Consider the following 24,979-nt stretch of genomic DNA (forward strand, 5'->3'; position numbering starts at 1 on the left):
CTCCAGGCCCAACCGAGAAGAATCGAGAAGATTTGATGAATACCACTGCCGCTGCCAAGCCACGGCTCGCGCTTTTTGACCTGGATCACACCCTGCTGCCACTCGATTCCGACTACGAGTGGGGCGAGTTCACCTTGCGCAAAGGCTGGTGCGACAAGGAGGAGTTCGGCAGCCGTAACGCCGCATTCTTTGCCGACTACCAGAAAGGCACGCTCGACATTCACGAATACGTGCGCTTTGCAACCGAGGCCATCCGCAGGCTGGGCCGCGATGCTGCCGATGCCGCGCACGCCGTGTTCATGCGTGAGGTGATCGAGCCCCACATCCAGCCAGCGGCGCGCGCGTTGCTGCAGCAGCACCGCGATGCAGGCGACACCATCGTGATCGTTACTGCCACCAACGAATTCGTGACCCGCCCGATTGCGAAGGCATTGGGTGTGGAGCATTTGCTGGCCGTCAATCTGGAGCGCGATGCCACGGGCTGGATCACCGGCGAAATCGCTGGCGTGCCCACCATGCGTGCAGGCAAGGTCACCCGCATGGATGACTGGCTGGCAGAGCGAGGACTCTCCTGGGACACGGTGGACAGCACGTTCTACAGCGATTCGATGAACGACGTGCCGCTGCTGGAAAAGGTCAACACCCCCATCGCGACCAACCCCGATGAACGCCTGCGCAAGCTGGCTGCCGAGCGCGGCTGGCGCATCCTGGATTTGCTGGAGCCCCACGCATGATCAAGAACATCATTGACAAACTGCTGGGCAAGAGCGCTGCCGTCGGCAAGGCCAAGAACCCATTCGGCAAGCGCGAGGAAGTGCCTGTCGAGGTGCACCATATCGATCCCAAGCTGGTGGACCGGCGCGCCGTTGATGTCTGCAGCACCTTGAAGGAAGCTGGGTTTGAGGCTTATATCGTCGGCGGCGCCGTGCGCGATCTGCTGCTGGGTCTGCGCCCCAAGGATTTCGACGTGGCCACCAACGCCACGCCCGAGCAGGTCAAGAACCTGTTTCGCCGCGCCTTCATCATTGGGCGGCGCTTTCGCATCGTGCACGTGGTTTACGGTCGCGGCCGCGAGAATGAAGTCATCGAAGTCACCACCTTCCGCGCCTTCCTCGACAGCTCCAAGGCCGAGCAGGTGCAGGGCAACGAAAAAACCAGCAAGGCCGCCCTTGCCGGCATGAAGCTGGCGGTGGACGAAAGTGGCCGCGTGCTGCGCGACAACGTCTGGGGTCCGCAGAACGAGGACGCGGCGCGCCGCGACTTCACCGTCAACGCCATGTACTACGATCCGCAGACGCAGATCGTGGTGGATTACCACAAGGGCATCCGCGATGCGCAAAAGCTCGTGCTGCGCATGATCGGCGACCCGGCCACGCGCTACCGCGAAGACCCGGTGCGCATCATCCGTGCCGTGCGCTTTGCCGCCAAGCTCAGCAAGAAAGGCTTCACCATCGACCCCAAGACGGCCAAGCCGCTGGTCGAGTGCGCGCAGCTGCTGCAGGAAGTGCCCCAGAGCCGCATGTTCGATGAGATGCTCAAGCTGCTGCAGACCGGCCATGCGCTCGCGTCGGTCGAGCAGTTGCGCAAGCTGGGCCTGGCCAAGGGCATCTATCCTCTGCTGGACGTGGTGGTAGATCGTGCCGATCTGCCCTTTGTGCAGGCTGCGCTGATGGACACCGACCGCCGCGTGGCCGAAGGCAAGAGCGTGGCGCCGAGCTTCTTGCTCGCCTGCGTGCTGTGGCAGGACGTGAAGGCAGGCTGGGATGCGCGCCTGGATCGGGGCGAGCACCCGTTCCCGGCCCTGCAGGATGCGATTGACGAGGTGTTCAACCTGCGCATTGGCGATGTGTCAGGGCGCGGCAAGCTGGCCGCCGACATGCGCGAGATCTGGGTGATGCAGCCGCGCTTTGAAAAGCGCACGGGCAGCACGCCGTTCGGCATGATCGCCCAGGTGCGTTTCCGTGCGGGCTTTGACTTCCTGCGCCTGCGTGCCGATGTGGACGAGGTGGACGAGATGCTGGCCAACTGGTGGCAGGAGTTCCAGCAGGCCGACGAGGCACGCCGGGAAGACCTGATCGCCCAGGTGCGCGAAGAGCAGCGTGCCAAACAAAAGGGCGCCACAGGTGCCAAGCGGGGTGCCAAAAAGCCGGCCAGCAAGGCCCCGGTGGAGAGCTCGGACGCCAGCGCGCTGCAGGCCGTAGCCCAGCAGGCACTGAATGACGGGGAAACATTGGATGCACCCGCCAAGAAGCGCCGCCGCCGCCGTCGCAAGCCCGGAGGCGCAGGGCAGGGCAACAGCGGTGCGGGTGAGTGATTGCTCTTTTATTGATAGCTTGTGGCGCCTTCCGTATATGCGCTGCAGCCTGTTTTTATGAGTAATTTTGCATTGCCGCTTGCAGCGCAGGCGCAGCAGCAACCTGACGGTGACTGGACACCTGCTGTAGGGCACGCCGTGCGCGCGTGGATTGGGCTGGGTGCCAACCTGGGAGATCGCGGGGAGGCGATGCAGCAGGCATTGGCGCAACTGGCGACCACGCCCGGGGTGGCGGTGGAGCGGGTGTCGTCGCTGTACGCCAGCAAGCCGGTGGATTCAGACGGGCCGGATTACCTCAATGCCGTGGCCCAGTTGGTGACCCGGCTGCCTGCCCATGCATTGCTCCTGGTACTGCAGCAACTGGAGCAGGCGGCAGGCCGTGAGCGCCCTTATCGCAATGCGCCGCGCACCCTTGATCTGGATTTGCTGCTGTACGCCAGCCGCGAGACGGTGGTGAGCCTGCCCGATCTGCAGGTGCCGCACCCGCGCATGTGGCAGCGTGCCTTTGTGCTGTCGCCACTGCAGGAGTTGCAGCCTGCATGGGTCAGCGATGCGCAACTGCAGCCGCTCTTGGTGCAGGGTGTGGCGCGCGCAGAAGGCCCGGCCTGGGCACTGCCTGCTTAGATCGTAAATACGTTCTTAGGTCGCACCAGGACAAAAAAGGCGCCGGGGGTGTCGCCAGAGCGTGGCATTTTCGATGCCTACCCCTCTGTGCACCCGCAGCGCCTGTCCTGGATGGACGGGGGCAGATAACCGCACCCCCACCATCCTCTCCATCACCGGCTGCCCAGGCGGTCAGTCCACCTTGGCGCCGGACATCTTCACCACCGATTCGTACTTGTTGCGCTCGGCAGCCATGAACTTGTCGAACTGCGCAGGCGTGGTGGGCACGGGTTCGGCCATCAGACCAGCGAATTTGGTCTTGGTGGCCGGGTCTTTCAGCGCATCGGTAAAGGCCTTGTTCAGGCGGTTGATGACCTCGGCAGGTGTGCCGGCCGGAGCCACCAGACCCCACCAGGTATCGATCTCAAAGCCCTTGAGCGTGTTTGCCAGTGGCTGCACGCCCGGCAGCATGGGGCTCTCGTGCAGGCTGGTGACAGCCAGCGCCTTGAGCTTGCCGCTGTGGATGTTGGCCGATGCTGCGGCCAGGTTATCGATGTTGAAATCCACTTCGCCCGACAACAGAGCCAGTTGCGCGGGGTTGGCGCCGCGGTAGGGAACGTGCACGGCGAAAATGCCGGCCTGGCGCTTCATCATCTCGCCTGCCAGGTGGCCCGCGCTGCCGTTGCCGCCGCTGCCGTAGTTCAGCTTACCGGGGTTCTTCTTGGCGTAGGCGATCAGGTCGGCCACATTGTTGATGCCCAGGCTCTGCGCGCGCTGGGCGTTCATCACCAGCACATTGGGTACACGCACCATCTGCGTGATCGCGGCAAAGTCCTTGCCGGCGTCAAAAGGCATCTTGCTGTAGAGCCAGGGATTGACGGCATGGGTAGCCGTGGCTGCCAGGCCGATGGTCAGCCCATCGGGCGCTGCCTTGGCAACGATGTCGGCCCCGATATTGCCGCCTGCGCCGGCCTTGTTGTCCACCACCACGGTGCCCAACTGGTCCCGTACCCTCTCGGCCAGGACGCGCGAGGTCACATCCAGCGGGCCGCCGGGTGCGTAGGGCACCACCAGGCGGATCACGGGTTCTGCAAATGCGCCTGGCGCTGCCAGGGTGGATGCGGCCAGCACGGCCGACAACAAAAGGTTTCTGCGTTGCATAGGAGTGGTTTGCGGTTTAAAAAAGAGAGCTACTTGCGGTTGTTGGTATTGGTTTTCGATGGATTTTATGTTCGAAACTCAATAAAAATAAGCATAAGCAGCTATAGTTTTTTTATCAGACCTTGTTCTGCTTGTCTGCTTCGGTGACAAAGGAGTCGGCATGGAACGCATCATCGGGCAGGCTGCGCTGTGCGGTAAAGCTTGCGCGGGCCGAGTCCACCACGATGGGCGCGCCGCAGGCATACACCTCGTGGCCTGACAGATCGGCAAAATCGTCCAGTACGGCCTGGTGCACAAAGCCGGTGCGGCCGCTCCAGCCGTCTTCGGGCAGGGCGTTGGATACCACGGGTACGTAACGCAGGCTGGGCATTTCGGCGCAGCGGGCATTCACCCAGTCGCTCATGTACAGATCCTGCGGCCGGCGGCCACCCCAGTACAGCACGGCGGGACGGGTAATGCCCTTGTGCTGCAAATGCTCGATCAACGCCTTGATGGGCGCAAAGCCGGTACCCGATGCGAGCAGCACCATGGGCTTGTCGCTGTCCTCATTGAGGTAGAAGCTGCCAAACGGGCCTTCGATGCGCAATATCTCGCGCTCTTTCATTGCGCCAAACACATGGTCGGTGAACAGGCCGCCAGGGGTGTGGCGAATGTGCAGCTCCAGCCCGGGGCCGGTGTCCTGCTGGTGTGGAGCCACGGCCATCGAGTACGCGCGGCGCGCGCCGCCCGCCAGCAGGAATTCGATGTACTGGCCCGCGTGGTAGCGGAAGGTGTCTGCCGCAGGCAACTGCAGGCGCAGCTTGATCACATCGGGCGAAAGGCGTTCGAGCGTCTGCACCCGCACCGGCATCTTCTTGACCGGGAAGGCGCTCTCGTCGGTGACATGGCGCGATTCGATCACCACATCGCTCGTCGGCACGGCGCAGCACGGCAGGATCAGGCCCGCCGCCTCTTCCTCGGCGCTCAGCGCGCGATCGCTGTGCGGGCCATGTACGACGGTGCCACTGAGCTTCTTGCACTTGCAGGAGCTGCAGGCGCCGTCCTTGCAGCCATAGGGCAGACCCACGCCGCTGCGGATGGCGGCGGTCAGGATGGCTTCAGAGGCTTGGGTGGCAAATGCGCGTCCGCTGGGGAGAACCGAGATTTGAAACGCGCTGGGAGAAGAGCTCATCGCACCAAAATTCCTTCGACACAAAACAAGGGCGCCCACGAGCGCCCGAACCTGAAACCGTGGGGGTGTTGTACCGGCACACCGCATGGGCCGATGCGTGGCATGCGCCACGCGGTAGACTGCGGGCCGGACGCGGCCATTGGAGGTGATGGGCCGCACCAGACAGACTGTAAGAGTGTGTTTCTACTCCCCCGAAAAGCTTATTGTGCCTTCAATTCAAAAACCGCAGCGCGTGCGGCGTGTACCACGCGCGCTGCCTTCGCGCTTCAGGCGGCAGCGTGTGTTGATCGTTGGCTGCGGCGACGTGGGCCAGCGCGTGGCCCGTCTGTGGCAGCCTGTGGAGCGTCGCATTTCGATGCAACTGGCCGCTGGCGCTCATCTGGTATGTGCTGAATCATCAAATTTGATAGCAAAAGAGGGTGTTCACCCCAATCACCGGCAGCCTCTGGTGCGGGCGCTCACCTCATCGCCAGACAAATGTGCCGCACTGCGTGCGCAGGGCATTCTGCCGCTGCTGGGCAACCTTGACGATGTGACCAGCCTGCGCCGGCTGGCAGGGCTGGCGCAGCGCGTGGTGCATCTGGCGCCGCCTGCTGCCATCGCATCCGCCGAAGGCGAGGCTGCAGCCAGCGTGCAGGACCGGCGCACCCGCCATCTGTTGCGGGCGCTGGTGCGCCGGGCCCATAGCGCGCCCGCTCTGGTGTATGGATCGACCAGCGGCGTATATGGCGACTGGCAAGGCGCCTGGGTGGATGAGGCCATGCCCCTCAGAGCCACCACGGCGCGAGCGCTGCGGCGGGTGGACGCCGAAAGCCAGTTGCGGAGCTGGGCTCTGCGCTTTCAGCACAGCGGCGTGCGGGTGCATGTGCTGCGTATCCCCGGCATTTACGCAGGCGACCGCGAGGGCGGCACGCCGGTTGCGCGCCTGCTGCGGGGCACGCCCGCATTGCGGGCAGAGGACGATGTTTTCACCAGCCATATCCATGCGGACGACCTGGCGCGCGCCGTGGCGCTGGCGCTGTGGCGCGGCAGACCACAGCGCACCACCAACGTGGCAGATGATTCCGCCCTGCGCATGGGCGATTATTTCGACCTGGCCGCCGACCTGTGGCAATTGCCGCGCCCGCCGCGTATCAGCCGGGCGGATGCGGCGCAGCAACTCAGCCCTGTGCTGCTGAGCTTCATGAGCGAATCGCGCCGTGTGTCCAACCGGCGCATGAAGACGGAGCTGGGCCTGAGGCTGCGCTACCCGACGGTGCAGCAAGGCCTGGCGGCGGCATATCAGTTGTCAATGGATTTGCCAAAAAAATAGCTTCTGGCGCTTTGCAGATAAGCGCAAGAAGCTATCAATAGGGGAGCGATTGCCTTGTCAGCAAGCGGCGCTGCCGCCTTGGCTGCGGCAGTTTCGTGGGTTGACGCTAGGCTGTACGGGGCGGGGAGCCGTCTCGCCAATCTGGCCTCGGGGGTGGGAATAGCCTTGCGAATCCACGCACTTGAACACATCGCAGCGGGTGATGGAAGGGGCAGGTTGCACCGGCTGGGGCTGGGGCCGGGGCGGATGGGGGCGCCCATGGGGATAGCGGTCCCAATAGTCGTCGTTGACCACGGTCGTTGAAGGCGCGGGGCGGCTGGCTTCGAGGCGGCCATAGGCGTCAGGGCCCATGCAGTCGAGTTCCATCTGGCGCTTTGCGGCATCCAGTTGTGCCTGGCTGCCCATGCTGCGGTCTGCCGCCGCGGCAGAGGCTGCGGTGTAGCGCTCGCGTGACTGGTGACAGGCGGCCGAGTTGGCGTAATCGGGGCGTTGGCGGCCCTGACTGCGGGTGGCTGCATTCTGGGCCGTGCGCTCATCGGCTTCGAGCTTTCGCTGTTCCAACTCCTGCTCGCGCCTCTCTGCCTTGGCGCGGAGTGCTTCGCGCTCGCGTGCGCGGTCCTGGGCCAGCTCCTCATCGCTCTTGCGGCGCTCGATCTCGGTGGCGCTGGTACCGCGTGCGCATTCACCATCGGTATAGGTGACCTTGCCCGTAGCCGGGTCTGTGCAGCGGGTCACCTGCGCCTGCGCGCCATGGGGCCCCGCCAGCCACAGGCTGGTACCAGCGACGACGGCCAGCCCCCAGCTTCTGATTTGCAAGGCGGTATGCATGGTGCGAAGCGATGCAGAAGGTTGGCGCATGGTCAGGATTGTTCTTGCCAGGTGATGGACGGGCTGGGCGCGTCAGCGCTGCCATTGCTGGGGACGGGTCTCCCGGTAGCCCGGCGTGAAGCGGCTGCCCCCGCCACTGGGGCGCGAAGGGCGGGCACCGCCGCCATCGATGGGGCGTCCAATGTTCGCGCCCGTGCCTGGGGAGACATAGCTGGGGCGGTTGCCATGGTAGGACGGGCGGTCATACCCTCCGTGACCTGGGCGGTAGTAGCCGCCGCCGGGGCGGTAGTAGGGACGCCCGCCGCCATACACATAGGTGGGCGAGCTTTCGATCACCAGCGACGATCCGCCGTAGTAGGGATAGCCGCTGTAGCCGTAACCATAGCCGCTGGAATAGGTGGAATAGGCATCACCGGTGTAGTAGGCGCCATCGACGGGTGCGACGACGCAGCCTGTCAGCAATGCGGCACCGGCGATGGTGGCCATCAGGGTGCCCAGTCGTGCGATAGTCATGTTTCGTTTCTCCTGGTGGTTCGAGGCTGGCAGAACCACAAAATCTACTGGTGCGGCGACACTGGTGCCCCGCTGCACCGATTCGCCTGTCAGCAAGGATGGGATGGCACGTTGATGGTGTCGCTGCCGGAGCGGACCTGGTCGCGGTAGCGGGCGCAATCGGCCTGTTGCTGCGAGCTCCCAAAACGGCTGCGGTTGTTGTCGCGCTCGCGCTGCTGGCGATCACGGTCACGCTCGCGGGCCTGGCGATCGAGTTCACGGCGGCGGTCTTCATCGCGGGCGCGCTGGTCACGGTCGCGGTCACGCGCCTGGCGGTCACGGTCACGTTCCCGCTCACGGGCCTCGCGTTCACGTTCGCGCTCGCGTTCGGCGCGCTGGCGATCGCGGTCACGTTCGCGGTAGTAGCGGTCGTCGTAATAGCCGTCGCGCACATAGACGGTATCGCCAGGGCGGTTGTAGCCATAGCCATAGCCGCCATCCCCATAGTAGCCATCGCTGCCCGTGGCAACGCAGCCAGTGGCGGCGAACAGCGTACCGGCAATGGCAGCCACGCTCAGCAAATGACGACGATTCATAGTTTTGAGACCTTTCATGCGGACGAGGGCAGAGGCATTCCCTGGTGTGAGACGGCCCTTCAACCCTGCTAAATACCTCCATGCTAACTGCTGGGTGCGAGGTGTGGCGAACATTCGCCCATGTATGTAAATACGCTTGAATGCCTCAGGGGGTTGACCGCTGCCCTCGTGAGGTGGATGGTTTTGCCTATCTTTACAGAAAACAGCGCGTAGCGGATTGCCTACAGATAAGACGGGTTCGTGCTGGTTCCAGCATCGTTCGTACCCAAAAGCGGCTGGATGGCGCAAAGCGCGGCAAACGGCAATGTTGCAGAGCAGCATTTCGCTTCGTGGCGTGAGGCGCGCGCGGCTTATATGCGATTTCGTCCAGGCTGTGTCGCTTTTTTTACAGGAATTCTCCTAATATCGGTGCAGGGCTTTGCGGGACAAGAATCTGGTTCACGCGATCAAAGTCTGCGCAGGCGGTGGCATGGTGCCATCGGTGTGGCGCGGCGGGGGATGGCGATCTACTACAGATGCACTTGATGGAGTACTACGCAATGGACAAAGGTATCAAAGCAGCAGTGGCAATGGTGGTGGCCGGCATGGCAGTTGCTGCTGGCGCGCAGGAGGTGGTGAAGATCGGTACGATGAGTCCGCTGTCCGGCCCACAGGCCCACTACGGCAAGGACAATGTCACCGGCGTGCGTTTCGCCGTGGAGGACCTCAATGCCAAGGGTGTGACGATTGGCGGCAAGAAGATCAAGTTTGAAGTGGTGGCCGAAGACGATGCCGCCGATCCCAAGCAAGGCACTGCTGCCGCACAGAAACTGTGCGACGAGAAGGTGGCGGCCGTGGCTGGTATCCTGAACTCGGGCGTGGCCATTCCATCGTCCAAGATCTTCAACGACTGCGGCGTGCCGTTCATCACTGGTGCGGCCACCAACCCTGAACTGACCCGCCCCGCCTACCCAGGCGTGTTCCGTATCATCGCCAACGACAACGCATTGGGCGCTGCGCTGGCAGGCTACGCAGCCAATACGCTCAAGCTCAAGAACGTCGCCGTGATCGATGATCGTACCGCTTACGGCCAGGGCCTGGCCAACGTGTTTAAGAAGGACGCGGAATCCAAGGGTGTCAAGATCGTTGCTTCCGAATTCACTAACGACAAGGCCACCGACTTCATGGCAATCTTGACATCGATCAAGGCCAAGAAGCCCGATGCGATCTTCTACGGCGGCATGGATGCACAAGCCGGCCCCATGCTGCGTCAGATGGTGCAGTTGGGCATGACCAACGTGAAGTTCTTCGGTGGCGACGGCATCTGCACGGCTGAACTGGCCAAGCTGGCCACCGGCACCAAGACGCTGGAAAACGTGGTGTGCGCTGACGGCGGTGCTTCGCTGGCCAAGATGCCAGGCGGTGTCGAATGGAAGAAGCGCTACGACGCGAAGAACCCCGGTGTGTTCCAGGTCTACAGCCCGTACTTCTACGACGCGACCATGCTGATCGTCGACGCGATGCAGCGCGCCGATTCCACCGATCCCAAGAAGTACCTGCCTGAACTGCGCAAATCGGAGTACAACGGCGTGACCGCCAAGATCGCCTTCCAGGACAACGGCGAGCTGAAGGTGCCTCTGTACACGCTGAGCCACTACATTGCCGGCAAGAAGACGCCTATCGGCGAATAAATCCTTCCAGCACCTTGGAACCACACACAACCCGCTTCGGCGGGTTTTTTGTTTCTACCGGGGAATGGCTGCTTTGGCATGCATAAAACCCGGGTGACAGTGGCTGCATGCAGCGCGCCCTACAATGCCGGTGTCATTCTTCGGAATGAACAACATTCTCAGGGCGGGGTGCAATTCCCCACCGGCGGTATCTGTGGCCAGCAACCTGCTGGACTGCAGCAGCCCGCGAGCGCCTGGTGGCCTGCATGGTCACCAGGGTCAGCAGATCTGGTGAGATGCCAGAGCCGACGGTTACAGTCCGGATGAAAGAGAATCGCGTGCGCTCCATGGCGCCTGCATTGCCGTTGTGCGGCCGTGCAGGTGCGTGTTGCGTTCGCGTGCCCTGATTCAGGTCAATTTATTGGATACACACCATGAATCAGATGTCCTCCATTTCCTATTCCATCGGCAAGGCTCAGCGGCTGGCCATTGTCAGCGCGCAGTGGCATGCCGACATCGTGCACCAGGCGCGCGATGCGGCTGTCGCCCAACTGGCCGAGCTTGGCTGGCAAAAAGACCAGATCGATCTCATCGATGTACCTGGTGCCTTCGAGATTCCGCTCGTGCTCAAGCGCCTTGCACAGACGGGCCAATACGCGGGCCTGATGGCCTGTGGCCTGGTGGTCAACGGCGGCATCTATCGTCACGAATTTGTGACGACAGCGGTCATCGATGGCCTGATGCGTGTGCAGATGGATACGGGTGTGCCCGTTTTCTCGGCCGTGCTGACTCCGCGCGATTTCCACGACTCGCAAGAGCACCACGACTTCTTCCATCAGCATTTCGTCAAGAAGGGCACGGAACTGGCCCGCGCCTGCGACGCAACGGTTCAACTGCACCGTTCGCTGGAGACCCAGCAAACCCACAGGCAGCAGCCTCTGCACAGCCTGGCTGCGTAAGCCGGATCCGGCGCCTGTTTTTTAAAGGCCCATTGCCGTGCTTGTGAATCAAGCGCTGCAATGGGCTTTTCTGCATCTGCAGGCTGCGCGCAGGATGGATGCAGTCTTCCATCACGGGCCCGTTTGACGTTGTGTTGCTTTTGCCGCAAATTCACGAGCAGGGATTTTTCACACCATTATGAAGGGACGTAATTTTGTATTTCTTTTCCTGAGGAAATTTTGCCATTTGATCCATCGCAATGGGCAATGGCATGGCATAAATCAATAATAAAACTTTACAGGAAGAGAAAGATGAATCGTAAATATATAGAAATTTTAGTTATTGGCCTCAGCCTTGCTGGAGGTATTGCGCATGCCGACGAAAATCCGCTGGGCCCGCTTGCGAAAATGGTAGGTATCTGGGAAGGTGATAAAGGCAATGACGTGGCACCAGCACAAAAATCGACGGGTGCTATTGGCGCACCCGCTGTAAGCCCCTACTTTGAGCGGATCTCCATTGTGCCGGGTGCAGGCGCCACCAATGCCAGCGAGCAGGACCTTGTCACCGTTCAGTACCACCAGGAAGTATTCCGAAAATCGGACAAAAAGAAATTCCATGACCAGGTGGGTTATTGGATCTGGGATAAAAAGTTCAACACCATTCTGCATTCCTACTGCATACCCCGCGCAGTTTGCATTACTGCGGAAGGTAAGTTGGAGGATCCGAATAAATTTGAAGTCGGCACCGACCGGGCAATTGCCGAAAGCATATTCATGAAAAACAACGGCACCACCCGTATGTTTAATATGTCAATGGCAGTCAATGGCGATGACATGAAATATAACCAGGTAACATTAACCACCATTTACGGCAAAGACTTCAGCCACTCGGACAGCAATACGCTCAAGCGCGTGAAGCAATAAGAGCCGTCCACACCACCCGCCAAATCGCGGATATGCGTTGGGGAAGAGGCGCCGGCTCGTGCCGTGCGAAGCCACAGGCAATACCAACCTGCGACATAGTTTGGTGCCAACGGCTTCGCGTCCCTGGCTAGGCGAGGCCCGCAACGTAGCAATGGCATATCCAGACGGGTCGTGGCGGGCCTGGTTGCAGGCACGGCCACTCCCGCTGGGGAAGATGAATCAGGCCATTCTTGCGTGCAGGCTCTCGCCGGCGCCCCGGCATAGACAGTGACCATCCCACCGCCCATTCTGTCGGTACGCGCCCAATGGCCTTTGTGGGAGGAGGAGGAAGCGTTCATCTGGCTGAGTGGTCCGGCCGCACGAGCTGGGGCCCCACGACTCCTGCCTGATTCCAGTCATCTTCCACTCTGATAACGATGCCCGTACCGTGCGGGTTAGCGAAGAAGCAGCCATCAATGGCATTCTCTTTCTGCTGCAGGCAGGTATTCGATGGAGGCCGGGTCAATCATCTCTCTATAGCGCAGAAGCGGAAGAACGCACTTTTAGTAGGCAACTGCAGAACCGCGCCATGCGCGCAGGCGATCCGATTGGGATAATGGCCATCATCACGATTGTTGGCGCCACAGGCGCCACCCAGGCCCGAGGAGCCTCATCGCATGCGATTTTCGCCCTTTCCCGAAGATGGCCCCGAGAAACTGCATTTGGCTGCTCCAACGGGACCGAGTCGGGAGCGGCGCAGAATTCTGCGGGCCTGTGTCTGGCTGGCTGCCGGGTACTGTGTAGCCATCATTTTCCTCACGACGGTGATGCGTGGCTTTCTGGGGGGCGAGCGTTACGAGCTGACTGCCGCCCGAATGACGCTGTTCGCCCTTGCTCCGGTTCTGATCATGGCTGTTTCGCTGGCCTTGCTGTGGAGCAGGAGCCGCAGCCTTCGCTCCATGGCTGCCCAGTCCGTTGCACTGTCGCTGGGGGCCGCATGCATTTTTGGTCTTCTGGATCAAAGCCTCAATGTCTATGAATCGCAGCAGGTTGCATTCGACCTGAGCGATTTCAGCTACAACATGCTGTACGGTTCAGCACTGGTCTTTGGCTGGTGCTGCTTGTTGGTTGCGTATCTGTTCAGCGCCGACCTGATGGAGCGCGAGCGGCGCATGCATGCCTGGCGCGAAGAGGCGATGAATGCCCAGATGCGCGCACTGCGCTACCAGATCAACCCGCATTTCTTGTTCAACACCATGAACGCGCTGGCGGGATTGATGGAAGAGCGGGCGGTGGACCAGGCACGGACGATGCTGCTGTCTCTTTCCAGCTATCTGCGTGCCACGCTCACGCTGGACCCTTCGGCGGCTATTCCTCTCGAGGAGGAGGTTGCGATGCAGCAACGGTATTTGGATATCGAGCAGGAACGGTTTTCCGACCGCATGCGGGTGAGCATCAATGTGCCTGCCTCACTGGGAAAGACGCTGGTGCCAGCGCTGGTGTTGCAGCCTCTGGTGGAAAACGCGGTCAAGCACGGTGTCTGCAGCATGCCCGGGCCGGTGGAGATTGCGGTGAGCGCACGCGCGGATGAAGATCAGTTGCTACTGGTGGTGGAAAACGACTTCTGTCCTTTGACGGGTCGAATCAGCCATGGCACAGGCATTGGCCTCAGAAATGTGCGCGAGCGTATTGCGCTGCAATTTCCTCAAAAGGCCGCACTGACCACGGAAACCGTGGGTGAGGGACGGCGGTTTCGCGTCACGGTCTGCCTGCCTCTGCGCTGGGGTTGATGGAGTAAGCGCAGACGGTTTTGCTGGAGAGGCAAAGAGGGCTTTTGTTCGCGCCACGGGTGCCGCGGTCATTTTTTGGCACACTGGCGAGCCGTTCTCCGCTTTGGCGCAGCGGCTTTTTCATCGCCAGGTAGCCCTTGGAAGGGCGACTGCCGCGCAAGGCAGGCAGGTTGGCGGATCCCTTTTGCAATGACTGAATCTTCTCCTCTGACCCGCCAGCAAGCCTGGCTGGGTGTGATCGCCCTGGCCATGGGCGCCTTCGTCTTCAATACCAGCGAATTTGTACCAGTGGGCCTGCTCAGCGACATTGGCGCGAGCTACGGCATGACCACCGAGCGCGTCGGCCTGATGCTGACCATCTACGCCTGGATCGTTGCCCTCACTTCCTTGCCCTGCATGCTGCTGACCAAGAATGTCGAGCGCCGCAAGCTATTGATGGGCGTGTTTGCCTTGTTCGTTGTCAGCCACGGCGTATCTGCCATTGCCTGGAACTACCCGGTACTGCTCGCAAGCCGCATGGGCATTGCACTGGCGCATGCGGTGTTCTGGTCCATCACCGCGTCGCTGGCCGTGCGCATTGCACCTGAGGGCAAGAAGCCCCAGGCGCTGGGCTTGCTGGCCACGGGAACGACCCTGGCCATGGTGCTCGGCATTCCGCTGGGCCGCGTGGTGGGCGAAGCTCTGGGCTGGCGCACCACCTTTGGCGGCATCGGCCTGGTTGCCCTGGCAGTGATGCTGGTGCTGTGGCGTCTGCTGCCACTGCTGCCCAGCGAAAACGCAGGTTCGGCCCGGAGCATTCCGATGCTGTTCAAGCGCCCAGCCCTGTCAGCCACCTATGCGCTGCTGATTGTGATGGTGACCGCGCAGTTCACCGTGTACAGCTATATCGAGCCCTTGATCCAGCGTGTTGCGGGGCTGTCCAACGACGTCACCACCTGGGTCCTCTTGCTGTATGGCGGCATGGGCATTGTGGGCAGTGTGCTGTTCGGCGCCATGGGCCTGCGCTGGCCGCGCGGTTTTCTGCTGGTGGCCATGGCGGTGCTGACGGCCTGCCTGTGGTTGCTGCTGCCCAGCACGCAATGGTCGCTGGCACTGTATGCGGTGTGCGCAGTGTGGGGTGTGTCCATGCTGTGCATGGTGCTGCCGCTGCAGGCCAAGGTGCTGCGCCTCGCCTCGGACGCCACCGATGTGGGCATGTCGCTGTTCTCGGGCCTTTTCAATGTCGGGATTGGCGCTGGCGCCTTGCTCGGCAGCCAGATCGGCACGCACTGGGGCTTGCAGTACCTGGGGCCGGTGGGTGGTGGTATTGCCGTGGCAGGGGTGCTGTGGTGCGCTTTTGCCAGTTGGTACTGGGTGGGTACCTTTGCGCCAAAGCCGCAGCGTTGAGCTAGCTCCTGATGGAAAGACGCGCCGCAAGGCCTGCGCGGTAGCGCACAGGGGCATTACATGGCCAGCGGCGCAAAGTGTGCCTGCAGCGCCGCCAGTGCCAGGCGCACGCGCGCCGGCAGGGCGTGCCGCTGCGGCGTGATGGCCCAGATGTCCAGGCTACCGCAGTCCCAGTCGGGCAGCAGACGCAGCAACTGGCCGCTCTCCACGGGCTCGGCAACGTCCAGCGAAAAGAGCCTGGCCAGGCCCAGGCCTTCGCTGCACAGCTGCTGCAGGCCTTGTTGCTGGTTGCAGATGATGCGTGGCGTGGTGTGCAACTGCGCGGTGGCTCCCGTGGCAGGGTGCTGCAGGCGCAACTCGGTCACTAGGACTTTGCCGGTGTTGCGTACGATCCACGGCAGGGCCCCCAGTTGCCGAGGATGCTCGGGCAACTGGGCCTGCGGGGCCAGCAGGCTGGGCGCCGCGCAGATCCACCAGGGCAGGCGGCCCAGGGGGCGAGCCACCCAGGTGGAGTCAGGCAGGCTGCCCAGGCGCACGGCCAGGTCAATGCGCTCCGAGACCAGATCGGTGTGCGCATCGTCCAGCAGCAGTTGCAGGCGCAGCTGTGGGTGGGCATGCAACAGGGGGGCCAGCGCGCGGCCCAGGGGGGCGGCGAGGCCCAGCACGGCGGCAATGCGCAGTTCGCCAATCGGCTCTTCGCGTTCGGCTTCCAGCTCTGCGCGGGCCTGGCGGGCCGCCTGCAGCATGACGGCGCACTGCGCATAGAAGCGCTGCCCTGCCTCGGTCAGGCTGTGCTTGCGGGTGGTGCGCTGCAGCAGAGGCAGGCCCGATTGCGCTTCCAGCTGGCGGATGTGCTGGCTCACGGCCGAGGCCGTCGTGCCCAGCGTGCGGGCGGCGGCGCTCATCGAGCCCTGTTCCACCACGGTGGCGAACACGGCCATGCGATTGAGGTCTTCCATGTGGGTAATTTTGAAGTATAGCTAAACAATCATTGCAGAAATTGATGAATTATCAAATGAATGGCTGCAATCTACAGTAGAGGCCTACGCACATCACAGGCGCACCAGACGCCTTCTCTTCAATTTGACCAAGGAATTCACCATGCAAGTCGCACTGATTGGCGCCACCGGATTTGTCGGCGCTGCCGTATTGAACGAGCTGCTGCAACGCGGCCACGAAGTGGTGGCGCTTGCGCGTCAGCCCGAAAAAATCGCCGCGCAGCCGCACCTGAAAGTGGTGCAGGCCGATGTGATGGACGCCCAGGCCGTGAGAAGCGCGGTGGCTGGCAGCGACGCCGTGTTGAGCGCCTACAACGCGGGCTGGACCAATCCGCATATCTACGACGACTTCATGCGCGGCTCACGCGCCATCGCGGAAGGCGTCAAGGCCGCAGGCATCAGGCGCTATCTGGTGGTGGGCGGCGCAGGCAGCCTGTTCGTCAACGGCCAGCAACTGGTGGATTCGCCCGAGTTTCCTGCAGCCATCAAACCGGGAGCCAGTGCGGCGCGTGACATGTACACCGAGCTGCAAAAGGAGCACAGCCTGGACTGGACGATGCTCAGCCCTGCCGTGGGTTTTCATGGCGGGTCTGCGGCGCAGGCACAGGGCCGCACGGGTAAGTACCGCACCGGCAGGGACGAGCCGCTGATGCAGGCGGACGGCCAGAGCGGCGATATCTCGGTGCAGGATCTGGCGGTGGCGCTAGTGGACGCGCTGGAGCAGAACACGCATCTGCAGCAGCGGTTTACCGTGGCCTACTGATGATTGCAGGCAGATAATCAGCAAAATAGCTGCTGGCGCTCTCCTGCAAAGCGCCAGCAGCTATTGTTTTTGTAGTTTCAAATGTTCTTCAGAAACTGCGTGATGTGCGAGAGCACTTGCTCAGGCATCTCGCGGTGCGGCATGTGGCGCGCACCGGGCAGAATTTCGCAAAGCCCGCCACCGCCAGCGAGCCGGGCGATGCGGGCGGGCTGGGCAGTGGAGCCGTATTCATCCAGCTCGCCGTGCAGGGCCAGGAGCGGGCAGGTGAGTCGGGGCAGACTGTTGTCGAGTGACCAGTCGGCAAAGGCCGGGCTCAGCCAGGTTTCCGTCCAGGCGTCCACCACCCAACGCGCTTTGTCGCCATGGTATTTGGCCAGTCGCGCCAGTTGCTCTGCCTCCTGAAACCGGGCGCGTGCCTCGCGGATGCCTGCCAGTGTATGGGGCTCCACCAACGCCTGCGCGGCGATGGTGACCACGGCCCGGCATTCGCTGCTGGCGCGCGCGGCGATTTCCACCGCCATGCCGCCGCCCACGCTGTGGCCCAGCAGCACATAGCTTGCCAGTTGCAACTGTTCGCACACGGCAGGAAAGTGCCGCGCGGCTTCTTGCGCCACAAAATCGAGGTCGGGCAGACCCTGACGGGCAACGGACTGGCCAAAGCCCAACCGGTCGTACGCCACCACCCGGCGGCCCGTGGCCTGTGCCAGCTGGGCCGGAAAATCCCGCCACAGCGCGACGCTGCCCAGCGACTCATGCAGCATCACGATGGGCGCGCTGCCTTCGCTGCCTGCATTGTCAGAAGGCGTCCATGACTGCGCAAAAAGCCGCCCCTCAGGGACGGTCATCCAATGCTGTTGGGTGGTGATGGTCGTCATTGCAGATGGTTGTGCGCAGAAGCATGCAGGGCAGGATGTGCAGCGGCCGAACTGGAGACAGCGGCGGAGGGGGCAGCCGGATAGACAATGAATTCGAGCTTCATGCGCGCCTGGTCCGGGTCGGTCCAGCGGTAAGGCAGGTTGTAGACCCGGCGTTCGGGCATGCTGCCGATCGGCCAGGCCGCCCACCACCAGGCGTCGGGCGCGGGGGTTTCGGTCGATACCTGCAGCAGGGGCAGGCCTTTCGCGCGGGCCTTCTCCGCTTTGCGCCAGGCGCATCCGAGGTGAAAGCCGGGGTCGTCTGCGTCGCAGACCACCACTTTGGCCTGCGGAAAGAGCATGTGCAGCACGCCGCCTGTGGTGTGGTGCTCGGCCAGAATCATGCCTTGGCCATTGAAACCTGCTTGGCGCAGGCTGGCTGCAATGGCGTCCAGTTGCCAGTTCAGCCGGTCGCCATTGCCTCGCTGGGCGTCGCGCAGCGGCGCGAGCATGGCAATCGAGCACATCAGCACCAGCATGGCCAGGCACGCAGCCAGATAGCGCCGTGCATCCCTCTCGTTGTCGCCTGCCTGGGGCCAGCGCGACAGCACCCATAGCGGAGCCATCAGCAGCAAGGGCTGGATCCAGCGGCCATCGAACTTGGAGGCTCCTGCCAGCACCATCAACGCCAGCACCGCAACCACCACGATCGCGTAGTGGCGCAGCAATGGCTCTATCCATGGCAGGGTGCCGGGGCGTTCGCTGTGAGTGGGTGCGGTTGGTGCTGCGGGTGTCTTCCAGAACTTCCCCAGCGTACAGGCCGCCATCAGCAGCCAGGGCAGCACTGCCAGCAGCAAGAAGGCCAGCAGGTCGCCTGCGCCGGTGGCCAGCCCGTGCAGGCGCGAGGGCGTATCGGCGGGATGCAGTTTATCGAGGGTCGAGCCGCTGGCCTTGTCCCAGTGCTCCAGCACCCACCAGGCATGCGGAGCCACGAGGGCGAGGGTGACCAGCGGCGCCAGCCAGAAGCCACGTGACAGCAATGCGCGGCGCGGGGCTGGCACGGTCAGTGCAGCAACCAGCAGGGCGACGGCGACGAGTGCGTAGCTGTACTTGGACAGAATCCCCCAGGCCACGGCCAGACCAATCCATACAAAGCCAAGCGGACGCGGATTGCGGACATGGCGCAGCACCAGCCACCAGGTGCAGGCAATCGCACAAGTCAGCATGACGGTGTGGGTCTGGTCGCGCAGCAACTGCCAGCCGATGCCCGGCAGCCAGGCCAGGCCAGCCGCCGCCAGCCACGCCGTGCGCTCCGGCAACACCTGGCGCGCCGCCAGCAGCATGAACACAAAGGTCAGGGCGATCAGGGAGTTCTTGACCAGCACCACCGCCAAGGTGGTGGGCCCCAGTGCGAGGTTCACGGCCCATTGCAGCCAGGTATAGAGGGGTGGCTGCGGCCCGTAGCCCAGCCGCAGCCGTTGCGACCAGACCAGTTGCTCGTTCTGGTCCCACGAGACGGCAGAAGACATCCACAGCCGCGTGATGATCACCAGCAGCGCCAGCACGGTAATCCAGAGCCAGGGCGCCCGGCTGGGTGCCTGCACGGTGGTGTCGGAAGAAGCGCTCATTGCCAAAATACAGTCACCATCGGATAGCTCGTCATGATGCCTTGATCATATCGGGCTTGGTACAGGCATTGAATAACTCTTGTTTTTATAGCGGACTGCGCTTGCCAAGCATGCGCTGCAGCGAATGATTCTCAGAACCAGCGAGCCACAAGCGGCATCAGCAGCGCCGCCAGCAACACCTGCAGGCTCAGGGCAAGGCCTGCGTAGGCGCCCGCGTCGGCGTTCACCTGCAGGGCGCGCGCAGCGCCGATGCCGTGCGAGGCGGTTCCAAGGGAGAAACCTCGCGCGACCCAGTCCAGATCACTGGTGCCCACGCCCAGCAGCCTGAACAGGGCCCGCGCCGAGAGTGCGCCAACGAGGCCGGTCAGCACGGCAAACACGGCGGCCAGCGCCGGAACGCCTCCGATCTTCTCCGCAACGCCCATGGCGACTGGTGCGGTGACCGATTTGGGCGCGAGCGAGCGCAGCACCTCGGGAGACAGGCCCACGGCCCAGCCCGCGGCGACCGCGACAATGGCTGCGGTAGCGCCCCCGGCCAGGGCTGCCACTAGGAAGCGGCTCCAGCTGCGCTGCAGTTCGGCGCGCCGCTCCCACAGCGGAAAGCCCAGCGCCACCACGGCAGGCCCCAGCAGAAAGTGGATGAATTGCGCGCCTGCAAAGTAGGTGGGGTAGGACACGCCTGTCACCATCAGGGCAGAACCCAGCACCACCACCGACCACAGCACGGGGTTGGCCCAGGGTGCCTGGCCGGAGCGCACATAGAGGGCCTGTGCCAGCGCATAGACAACGAGGGTGGACGTCAGGCCGAACAGTGGCGCGGACGACAGGTATACCCAGAGCTGAACGAAATCAGGCATCGCCGGACTCCTTTTTCCCATCTGCGAACTGGTCGCGCATCAGCACCCGCACCAGCAGCACGGTGACGGCCATGCCCGCCCAGGTGGACAGGGCAATCACCAGCATCAGCTTGAGCCCGTAGTCGCGCAGCAGATCGAGGTGGGTGATGACGCCTACACCCACCGGAACAAACAGCAGCGACAGGTGCGAGAGCAGAAAGCGCGCCGTGGCCTGCACCGGCTCGCGCACCAGGGGCGCACGCAGTGCCACGACCAGGAGCAGCATGCCGACCACCGGGCCGGGAAACGGCAGGTTCAGAAGGCGCGCCAGCGCTTCACCGATGAGCTGGAGCACAAGAAGCCAAGCCATTCCTTGCAGTGCTTGCATAAGGAGAAAGCCTTTCAAAGTGAAGAGTTGAATCCGTTCAGTTCCATGTGCCGGGCGGCAGCGCAAAGCAGATCTGCCTGATTGCGCAGCATAGCGCCGCAATCAGGAGGAGGGCGGTTGCACAGGGGCTTGCATGGCCTTTGCATAGTGCTGCGGCGCAAACCGCAGCGCCAGCACCGCAACGGCGAGTGCCATGCCCGCCTGGTAGAGCCAGCCGCTGGTCCAGCTGCCACTCCAATGGTGCAGCTGTGCCATCACGAGCGGCGCCAGTGCCGCCAGCACAAAGCCGCCGCCTTGCATCAGCGCGTTCAGGGCGCCCGCCTGGGTGGGGCGGGGCAGATGGTCGAGTGCCAGCACCATGAAGAGGGAAAAGCAGCCGCCCAGCCCCACGCCCAGGATGATGGCGTTGGCGGTCGGCATGGCATCGGGCCACAGCGCAAGGCCGGCAAAGCCGATGACCTGCGCAGCCAGGGCCACCAGCATCCAGCCGCGCCGGTCGATATGGCGGCGAGCGAGCGCTGGCATGGCCAGAGCCGATGCAGCCTGCGCAATGGAGAGAATGGCCAGCAGCGACCCACTTTGCGCGGCCGACCAGCCATGGCCCTGGTAGAAGGGCGCGAGCCAGGCCACCGTCGAGGCATAGCCGCCATTCATCAGGCCAAAGCTGATCAGCAGCAGCCAGGTGCGAGGCCGTCGCATCAGCCAGCCGGTATCGCTGGCGGGCACGGTGCCGGACGCGGCAGGCGCCAGAGCCTGCGTACTGCGCTGAATGCGCGTGAGCGCCCACCAGGCGAGCGGCAATGCGGCCAGCACGGGCAGCGCCCAGATGGCCATGGCCGCCTGCCAGCCCATGCCCCATTGCATGGCCAGTGGCGAGAGCTGCGCGCCCAGTGCGCCGCCACCCATCAGCGCGGCAGAGTACACGCCCATCATTGGCGCCACGTGGCCTGGCGACTGGCGCTTGATCAGCCCCGGCAAGGCACTTTGCACCAGGGCGACGCCCACGCCGCACAGGCCGGCAGTGGCAATCAGCACGATGGTGGTGGCGTTGCCTGCTGGCATGAGGCGCAGCGCACAACCCAGGGCGATCAGCAGCAGCGATGCACAGACGGCCGTGCGTGCGCCCAGGCGCTGCAGGGCTGCGGGTGCCAGCCAGCCTCCCACGCCCATCAAGGCCATGGGAAGCAGGGTGAGCCAGGAGAAGGCCCGCAAGTCCATGCCGGTGGCCTGTTGTATGGCGTGGCCCAGTGGGCCGGGGGCCGTCAGAAAGGGGCGCAGATTGAGGGTGACGAGCACCACCGTCAGCAGCCAGAGCGCAGGTGTGATGGCAGGCGCCGCCTGGGCGCCTGGTTGGGTCGGAGACGACATGGCCGCTCAGCCCTGCGGCGGCCAGGGGCTGTCGCCATACAGCTGGGCGGCGGAGATGCCGGTGTCGATGCGGGTGATGGGTAGCGGTGGCGGGTTCAGCTGGATACCCAGGCGCTGGTAGGTGCCTTCGCTCGACAGGTTGTAGGGCGCGGCATCGGCGTTGTCGAACGCAAAGAACACTTGCTTGGCATTGCCTGCCACCAGCGCGGCAAGGCACTTGGGGCAGGGGTGGCCGCTGGCGTAAATGCTCAGGCCAGCCAGGCTGGGATTGCCACGGGCACGCGTGCCGGCGCGGATGGCCTGCAGCTCGGCATGGGTGCTTGGGTCGTGGCTGGCGATGATTTCATTAACACCCGTGGCGATCACCACGCCGTCCTGCGCCAGCATGGCGCCAAAGGGGCGGCCACCAGCCAGGCGGTTGCGGTGGGCCAGATCAACCGCCTGGCGCATCAGCGCCACATCAGAATTCTGGTTTGTCATTTGCTATGAATTAGTGAGCTATTGGCGCTTGTAACGAAAGCAAGGAAGCCACTTTTTGAATATTTTTCTACAATGTTCCATTTTGCCTTTGGCGTGCGCACTCCGGGAGGCGCACTCCCAAAGGCCGAGGTGTGAGGATGTGTTTACCGCCGTCTCCGGCAGGCTTTCTGCAAGCTGCGCTAGCCAAGGCCCCTGCAAAGCGGCAAGATGCAGGCATGCGTCCCACCACTCGCCTTGTTCCTGACGATGAAAACTGGCAGCCCGACCGCACGGGGTACGCCCTGTTCACCACCCGGTTGGGTGTGTGCTCCATTGCCTGGGGCGTGCGGGGCGTGGTGGCGGTAATGCTGCCCGACCCATCCCCCGACACCACTCGCGACCGTGTGCTGCACAGCGCTACCCGGCGTCGCCCAGGGGGCTGGCGGCAGGCGTTGTCAGCAGGCAGTCTGAGCCCGGCTGCACTGCAGGCCGTGGCAGGGGTGCAGGTTTTGATGGCGGGCCGTGCCGAAGGTGCTGGAGACGCATCGGCCATCAGGGAGGATTGGGCCTTTGCCCAGCCGCGCCTGACAGCGGCTGGCATGGTGCTGCCGGATGTGCGTGCGCAGTTTCGCTCCAGCCGCTGGGCTGCCAACGGCCTTCCACTGCTCGACGACATTCCGCTGGATTGGCATGGCGTTCCCGAATTTGCCCGGCATGTGTACCGGCTGGCATTGGCGATTGCGCCGGGCCACACCCGCACCTATGGCGAGCTGGCCGCCGTTCGCGCTGCTGGCAGCGGCACTGAAGAAGCTGCCAGCAGCGCGAACGGCGGCCGGGGCCTGGCGCGGGCCGTGGGGCAGGCGCTGGGCGCCAATCCGTTTGCACCGGTGGTGCCTTGTCACCGCATTCTGGCGGCGCAGGGCGGATCGGGAGGCTTTTCGGCCAGTGGCGGCACGCGCACCAAGCTCAGCCTGTTGGAATGGGAAGGCGCTGCGCTGGGCGACGGGGCGACATTGCCGCTATTTTGAAGACGGGTAAACCAGGAAAGTCCGAAGCCCAAAGCCCAAAGTTCAAGCCTTCAAAAGCCAAGAGCCGCAATCGCGGCTCTTGGCTTTTTTTGGGGGGAGAAGGCTTACACCACGCCGCTCTCGCGCAACTCGGCAATCTGCGCCTGGCTGCGGCCCATCTCGGCCAGAATCTCGTCGGTGTGCTGGCCCATGGCGGGTGGCGGGCGGCGCACCACGGGGGGGGTAGCAGTCAGGCGCATGGGGCTTGCCACGGTGCTGATGGTGCCAATGCCATCACCCGCGTTGCGAGGTGTCTGCACATGCAAGCCGCGCGCCTTGACCTGCTCGTCATCAAAGGCCTCGGCAATGTTGTTGATCGGGCCGCAGGGCACGGCCTTGTCTTCCAGCAGCTTGATCCACTCGGCGGTGGTGCGGGTCTTCATCAGCGGGTAGAGCAGCTCTGCCAGGGCCTTGCGGTTGATGATACGGTCTGAATTCTTGGTAAAGCGCGCATCCTGCGCCCAGCCCGGGTTGCCGGTGGCGGCGCAGAAGCGGGCGAACTGGCCGTCGTTGCCGATGGCCAGCAGCACATTGCCGTCCTTGCTGGGGAAATCCTGGTACGGTCCCACGCTGGGGTGGATGTTGCCCGCACGCTCGGGGATGACGTTGGCATTGAGGTAACCCACGGCCTGGTTGGCAAGCACGGACATGCCCACGTCGAGCAGTGCCATGTCGATGTGCTGGCCTTCGCCTGTGCGGTGGCGCGCATGCAGCGCCGCCAGAATGGAGCTGCACGAGAAGATGCCGGTGAACACGTCGGTCACCGCCACACCCACCTTCAGCGGGCCGCCGCCGGGCTCGCCATCAGGGTGGCCGGTGATGCTCATCATGCCGCTCATGGCCTGCACCATCAGGTCATAGCCTGCGCGCGGCGCGTAGGGGCCGGTCTGGCCAAAGCCGGTGACGGAGCAGTAGATGAGGCGCGGGTTGATCTTCTTGAGGCTTTCGTAGTCGAGCCCGTAGGACTTGAGGCCGCCTACCTTGAAGTTCTCCACCAGGATGTCGGCGTCGCGGGCCAGCTCCACGATCAGCGCCTGGCCTTCTGGCGTGGCCATGTCGATGGTGATGCTGCGCTTGTTGCGGTTGCAGCAGGTGTAGTAGCTGGCCTGGTCGGTCTTTTCGCCATCATCGGTGTGCAGGTACGGGGGACCCCAGTGGCGTGTGTCGTCGCCTGCAATGGGTCGTTCCACCTTGATCACATCGGCGCCCAGGTCGCCCAGCATCTGGGCGCACCAGGGGCCTGCCAGCACGCGCGAGAGATCGAGAACTTTGATGCCGTCCAGCGGCGCAATGGGTTGGGTCATGGTGTCTCCAAATTTGATAGCTGGCAGCGCTTGTCAGATGCGCGCTATGGTCTGAAATTTTCAGCAAATCCTGCCGATGGTACGGCCAGCTTTGCGTCTGTACCATTCGCATCCCGCAAGGGGCCGGTTAAAGGATCGCAAAGCGCTGGGCGCAGAAGGCAGACAACCCAC

24 protein-coding genes and 1 riboswitch are annotated in these 24,979 nt (G+C 63.3%); of the genes, 11 read left to right on the plus strand and 13 right to left on the minus strand.

Annotation, left to right across the window (positions count from 1 at the left end):
* Window positions 1–35 precede the first annotated feature (35 nt).
* Genes LAD35_RS05760 through folK form a run of 3 tightly spaced genes read left to right on the plus strand, consistent with a single transcriptional unit; the run spans window position 36 to window position 2,938 of the window.
* Window positions 36–734 carry a histidinol-phosphatase gene (locus LAD35_RS05760; RefSeq protein ID WP_224151756.1) on the plus strand — a complete coding sequence of 233 codons (699 nt, stop codon included), beginning with the start codon at window positions 36–38 and terminating at the stop codon, window positions 732–734.
* On the plus strand, window positions 731–2,314 hold the full coding sequence (gene pcnB, locus LAD35_RS05765) for a polynucleotide adenylyltransferase PcnB (protein ID WP_224151759.1): 1,584 nt from the start codon (window positions 731–733) through the stop codon (window positions 2,312–2,314). Before LAD35_RS05760 ends, pcnB begins: the two co-directional genes overlap by 4 nt.
* 57 nt (window positions 2,315–2,371) lie before the next feature.
* On the plus strand, window positions 2,372–2,938 hold the full coding sequence (gene folK / locus LAD35_RS05770) for a 2-amino-4-hydroxy-6-hydroxymethyldihydropteridine diphosphokinase (protein WP_224151760.1): 567 nt from the start codon (window positions 2,372–2,374) through the stop codon (window positions 2,936–2,938).
* 171 nt (window positions 2,939–3,109) lie between these two features.
* Here the strand turns inward: folK and LAD35_RS05775 are convergent, their stop codons facing one another.
* Together LAD35_RS05775 and LAD35_RS05780 are read right to left on the minus strand one after the other, a co-directional pair.
* Window positions 3,110–4,078 (minus strand): Bug family tripartite tricarboxylate transporter substrate binding protein, encoded by a 969-nt coding sequence (locus LAD35_RS05775; protein WP_224151762.1) that lies wholly within the window; start codon window positions 4,076–4,078, stop codon window positions 3,110–3,112.
* Between the two features lie 115 nt (window positions 4,079–4,193).
* Window positions 4,194–5,249 carry a CDP-6-deoxy-delta-3,4-glucoseen reductase gene (locus LAD35_RS05780; RefSeq protein WP_224151763.1) on the minus strand — a complete coding sequence of 352 codons (1,056 nt, stop codon included), beginning with the start codon at window positions 5,247–5,249 and terminating at the stop codon, window positions 4,194–4,196.
* Window positions 5,250–5,397: 148 nt separating this feature from the next.
* On the opposite strand from LAD35_RS05780, the gene LAD35_RS05785 reads away from it, so the two are divergent.
* On the plus strand, window positions 5,398–6,561 hold the full coding sequence (locus tag LAD35_RS05785) for an NAD-dependent epimerase/dehydratase family protein (RefSeq protein ID WP_449720088.1): 1,164 nt from the start codon (window positions 5,398–5,400) through the stop codon (window positions 6,559–6,561).
* Between the two features lie 57 nt (window positions 6,562–6,618).
* Here the strand turns inward: LAD35_RS05785 and LAD35_RS05790 are convergent, their stop codons facing one another.
* The 3 genes from LAD35_RS05790 to LAD35_RS05800 form a co-directional block, all read right to left on the minus strand.
* Window positions 6,619–7,419, minus strand: coding sequence for a DUF4124 domain-containing protein (locus tag LAD35_RS05790; RefSeq protein ID WP_224151765.1), 801 nt, complete (start codon window positions 7,417–7,419; stop codon window positions 6,619–6,621).
* A gap of 42 nt (window positions 7,420–7,461) precedes the next feature.
* Entirely contained in the window at window positions 7,462–7,902 is a 441-nt protein-coding gene (locus tag LAD35_RS05795) for a hypothetical protein (RefSeq protein WP_224151766.1), read from the minus strand.
* A gap of 89 nt (window positions 7,903–7,991) precedes the next feature.
* The gene (locus tag LAD35_RS05800) at window positions 7,992–8,477 is read right to left on the minus strand and encodes a hypothetical protein (RefSeq protein ID WP_224151767.1); all 486 of its coding nucleotides are present in this window, start codon (window positions 8,475–8,477) and stop codon (window positions 7,992–7,994) included.
* 539 nt (window positions 8,478–9,016) lie between these two features.
* Here LAD35_RS05800 and LAD35_RS05805 point away from each other — a divergent pair.
* From LAD35_RS05805 to LAD35_RS05825, 5 genes are all read left to right on the plus strand, one after another.
* Complete coding sequence (locus tag LAD35_RS05805) at window positions 9,017–10,147, plus strand: branched-chain amino acid ABC transporter substrate-binding protein (RefSeq protein WP_224151768.1); 1,131 nt, start codon at window positions 9,017–9,019, stop codon at window positions 10,145–10,147.
* 150 nt (window positions 10,148–10,297) lie between these two features.
* A riboswitch (FMN riboswitch) is annotated at window positions 10,298–10,465 on the plus strand.
* 95 nt (window positions 10,466–10,560) lie between these two features.
* A complete protein-coding gene (locus LAD35_RS05810; RefSeq protein WP_224151769.1) occupies window positions 10,561–11,085 on the plus strand; it encodes a 6,7-dimethyl-8-ribityllumazine synthase in 525 nt (174 codons plus the stop codon).
* Between the two features lie 291 nt (window positions 11,086–11,376).
* A complete protein-coding gene (locus LAD35_RS05815; RefSeq protein ID WP_224151770.1) occupies window positions 11,377–11,988 on the plus strand; it encodes a heme-binding beta-barrel domain-containing protein in 612 nt (203 codons plus the stop codon).
* Window positions 11,989–12,644: 656 nt separating this feature from the next.
* Window positions 12,645–13,757 (plus strand): sensor histidine kinase, encoded by a 1,113-nt coding sequence (locus LAD35_RS05820; protein ID WP_224151771.1) that lies wholly within the window; start codon window positions 12,645–12,647, stop codon window positions 13,755–13,757.
* Between the two features lie 189 nt (window positions 13,758–13,946).
* Window positions 13,947–15,143: a sugar transporter gene (locus tag LAD35_RS05825; RefSeq protein WP_224151772.1), complete on the plus strand. Its 1,197-nt coding sequence runs from the start codon at window positions 13,947–13,949 to the stop codon at window positions 15,141–15,143.
* 56 nt (window positions 15,144–15,199) lie between these two features.
* Here LAD35_RS05825 and LAD35_RS05830 read toward each other — a convergent pair whose 3' ends face one another.
* Window positions 15,200–16,102, minus strand: a complete 903-nt coding sequence (locus LAD35_RS05830) for a LysR family transcriptional regulator (protein ID WP_224151773.1) — start codon at window positions 16,100–16,102, stop codon at window positions 15,200–15,202.
* Window positions 16,103–16,244: 142 nt separating this feature from the next.
* Between LAD35_RS05830 and LAD35_RS05835 the strand changes: the two genes are divergently transcribed.
* Entirely contained in the window at window positions 16,245–16,904 is a 660-nt protein-coding gene (locus LAD35_RS05835; protein WP_224151775.1) for an NAD(P)-dependent oxidoreductase, read from the plus strand.
* A gap of 77 nt (window positions 16,905–16,981) precedes the next feature.
* On the opposite strand, the gene LAD35_RS05840 is transcribed toward LAD35_RS05835, so the two are convergent.
* From LAD35_RS05840 to LAD35_RS05865, 6 genes are all read right to left on the minus strand, one after another.
* Window positions 16,982–17,779: an alpha/beta fold hydrolase gene (locus LAD35_RS05840; protein ID WP_224151776.1), complete on the minus strand. Its 798-nt coding sequence runs from the start codon at window positions 17,777–17,779 to the stop codon at window positions 16,982–16,984.
* Entirely contained in the window at window positions 17,776–19,386 is a 1,611-nt protein-coding gene (locus tag LAD35_RS05845; protein WP_224151777.1) for an ArnT family glycosyltransferase, read from the minus strand. Before LAD35_RS05845 ends, LAD35_RS05840 begins: the two co-directional genes overlap by 4 nt.
* 131 nt (window positions 19,387–19,517) lie before the next feature.
* Window positions 19,518–20,243 (minus strand): LrgB family protein, encoded by a 726-nt coding sequence (locus tag LAD35_RS05850; RefSeq protein WP_224151778.1) that lies wholly within the window; start codon window positions 20,241–20,243, stop codon window positions 19,518–19,520.
* Window positions 20,236–20,610, minus strand: a complete 375-nt coding sequence (locus LAD35_RS05855; protein WP_224151779.1) for a CidA/LrgA family protein — start codon at window positions 20,608–20,610, stop codon at window positions 20,236–20,238. The genes LAD35_RS05850 and LAD35_RS05855 overlap by 8 nt, the downstream gene beginning before the upstream one ends.
* A gap of 102 nt (window positions 20,611–20,712) precedes the next feature.
* The gene (locus LAD35_RS05860; RefSeq protein WP_224151780.1) at window positions 20,713–21,978 is read right to left on the minus strand and encodes a cyanate transporter; all 1,266 of its coding nucleotides are present in this window, start codon (window positions 21,976–21,978) and stop codon (window positions 20,713–20,715) included.
* Between the two features lie 6 nt (window positions 21,979–21,984).
* Entirely contained in the window at window positions 21,985–22,458 is a 474-nt protein-coding gene (locus tag LAD35_RS05865) for a nucleoside deaminase (protein WP_396022773.1), read from the minus strand.
* Between the two features lie 215 nt (window positions 22,459–22,673).
* On the opposite strand from LAD35_RS05865, the gene LAD35_RS05870 reads away from it, so the two are divergent.
* Window positions 22,674–23,465 (plus strand): methylated-DNA--[protein]-cysteine S-methyltransferase, encoded by a 792-nt coding sequence (locus LAD35_RS05870; RefSeq protein ID WP_224151781.1) that lies wholly within the window; start codon window positions 22,674–22,676, stop codon window positions 23,463–23,465.
* 104 nt (window positions 23,466–23,569) lie between these two features.
* Here LAD35_RS05870 and LAD35_RS05875 read toward each other — a convergent pair whose 3' ends face one another.
* The gene (locus tag LAD35_RS05875) at window positions 23,570–24,808 is read right to left on the minus strand and encodes a CaiB/BaiF CoA transferase family protein (protein WP_224151782.1); all 1,239 of its coding nucleotides are present in this window, start codon (window positions 24,806–24,808) and stop codon (window positions 23,570–23,572) included.
* Between the last annotated feature and the right edge of the window lie 171 nt (window positions 24,809–24,979).

It is taken from the genome of Comamonas odontotermitis, from assembly GCF_020080045.1.
GTDB classification, from domain to species: domain Bacteria; phylum Pseudomonadota; class Gammaproteobacteria; order Burkholderiales; family Burkholderiaceae_C; genus Comamonas; species Comamonas odontotermitis.

Bases quoted from the DNA above. Each gene is read 5' to 3' on its own strand.
- LAD35_RS05760 (WP_224151756.1), top strand. From the start codon at position 36: ATGAATACCACTGCCGCTGCCAAGCCACGGCTCGCGCTTTTTGACCTG.
- pcnB (WP_224151759.1), top strand. From the start codon at position 731: ATGATCAAGAACATCATTGACAAACTGCTGGGCAAGAGCGCTGCCGTC.
- folK (WP_224151760.1), top strand. From the start codon at position 2,372: ATGAGTAATTTTGCATTGCCGCTTGCAGCGCAGGCGCAGCAGCAACCT.
- LAD35_RS05775 (WP_224151762.1), bottom strand. From the start codon at position 4,078: ATGCAACGCAGAAACCTTTTGTTGTCGGCCGTGCTGGCCGCATCCACC.
- LAD35_RS05780 (WP_224151763.1), bottom strand. From the start codon at position 5,249: ATGAGCTCTTCTCCCAGCGCGTTTCAAATCTCGGTTCTCCCCAGCGGA.
- LAD35_RS05785 (WP_449720088.1), top strand. From the start codon at position 5,398: ATGGGCCGCACCAGACAGACTGTAAGAGTGTGTTTCTACTCCCCCGAA.
- LAD35_RS05790 (WP_224151765.1), bottom strand. From the start codon at position 7,419: ATGCGCCAACCTTCTGCATCGCTTCGCACCATGCATACCGCCTTGCAA.
- LAD35_RS05795 (WP_224151766.1), bottom strand. From the start codon at position 7,902: ATGACTATCGCACGACTGGGCACCCTGATGGCCACCATCGCCGGTGCC.
- LAD35_RS05800 (WP_224151767.1), bottom strand. From the start codon at position 8,477: ATGAATCGTCGTCATTTGCTGAGCGTGGCTGCCATTGCCGGTACGCTG.
- LAD35_RS05805 (WP_224151768.1), top strand. From the start codon at position 9,017: ATGGACAAAGGTATCAAAGCAGCAGTGGCAATGGTGGTGGCCGGCATG.
- LAD35_RS05810 (WP_224151769.1), top strand. From the start codon at position 10,561: ATGAATCAGATGTCCTCCATTTCCTATTCCATCGGCAAGGCTCAGCGG.
- LAD35_RS05815 (WP_224151770.1), top strand. From the start codon at position 11,377: ATGAATCGTAAATATATAGAAATTTTAGTTATTGGCCTCAGCCTTGCT.
- LAD35_RS05820 (WP_224151771.1), top strand. From the start codon at position 12,645: ATGCGATTTTCGCCCTTTCCCGAAGATGGCCCCGAGAAACTGCATTTG.
- LAD35_RS05825 (WP_224151772.1), top strand. From the start codon at position 13,947: ATGACTGAATCTTCTCCTCTGACCCGCCAGCAAGCCTGGCTGGGTGTG.
- LAD35_RS05830 (WP_224151773.1), bottom strand. From the start codon at position 16,102: ATGGAAGACCTCAATCGCATGGCCGTGTTCGCCACCGTGGTGGAACAG.
- LAD35_RS05835 (WP_224151775.1), top strand. From the start codon at position 16,245: ATGCAAGTCGCACTGATTGGCGCCACCGGATTTGTCGGCGCTGCCGTA.
- LAD35_RS05840 (WP_224151776.1), bottom strand. From the start codon at position 17,779: ATGACGACCATCACCACCCAACAGCATTGGATGACCGTCCCTGAGGGG.
- LAD35_RS05845 (WP_224151777.1), bottom strand. From the start codon at position 19,386: ATGAGCGCTTCTTCCGACACCACCGTGCAGGCACCCAGCCGGGCGCCC.
- LAD35_RS05850 (WP_224151778.1), bottom strand. From the start codon at position 20,243: ATGCCTGATTTCGTTCAGCTCTGGGTATACCTGTCGTCCGCGCCACTG.
- LAD35_RS05855 (WP_224151779.1), bottom strand. From the start codon at position 20,610: ATGCAAGCACTGCAAGGAATGGCTTGGCTTCTTGTGCTCCAGCTCATC.
- LAD35_RS05860 (WP_224151780.1), bottom strand. From the start codon at position 21,978: ATGTCGTCTCCGACCCAACCAGGCGCCCAGGCGGCGCCTGCCATCACA.
- LAD35_RS05865 (WP_396022773.1), bottom strand. From the start codon at position 22,458: ATGACAAACCAGAATTCTGATGTGGCGCTGATGCGCCAGGCGGTTGAT.
- LAD35_RS05870 (WP_224151781.1), top strand. From the start codon at position 22,674: ATGCGTCCCACCACTCGCCTTGTTCCTGACGATGAAAACTGGCAGCCC.
- LAD35_RS05875 (WP_224151782.1), bottom strand. From the start codon at position 24,808: ATGACCCAACCCATTGCGCCGCTGGACGGCATCAAAGTTCTCGATCTC.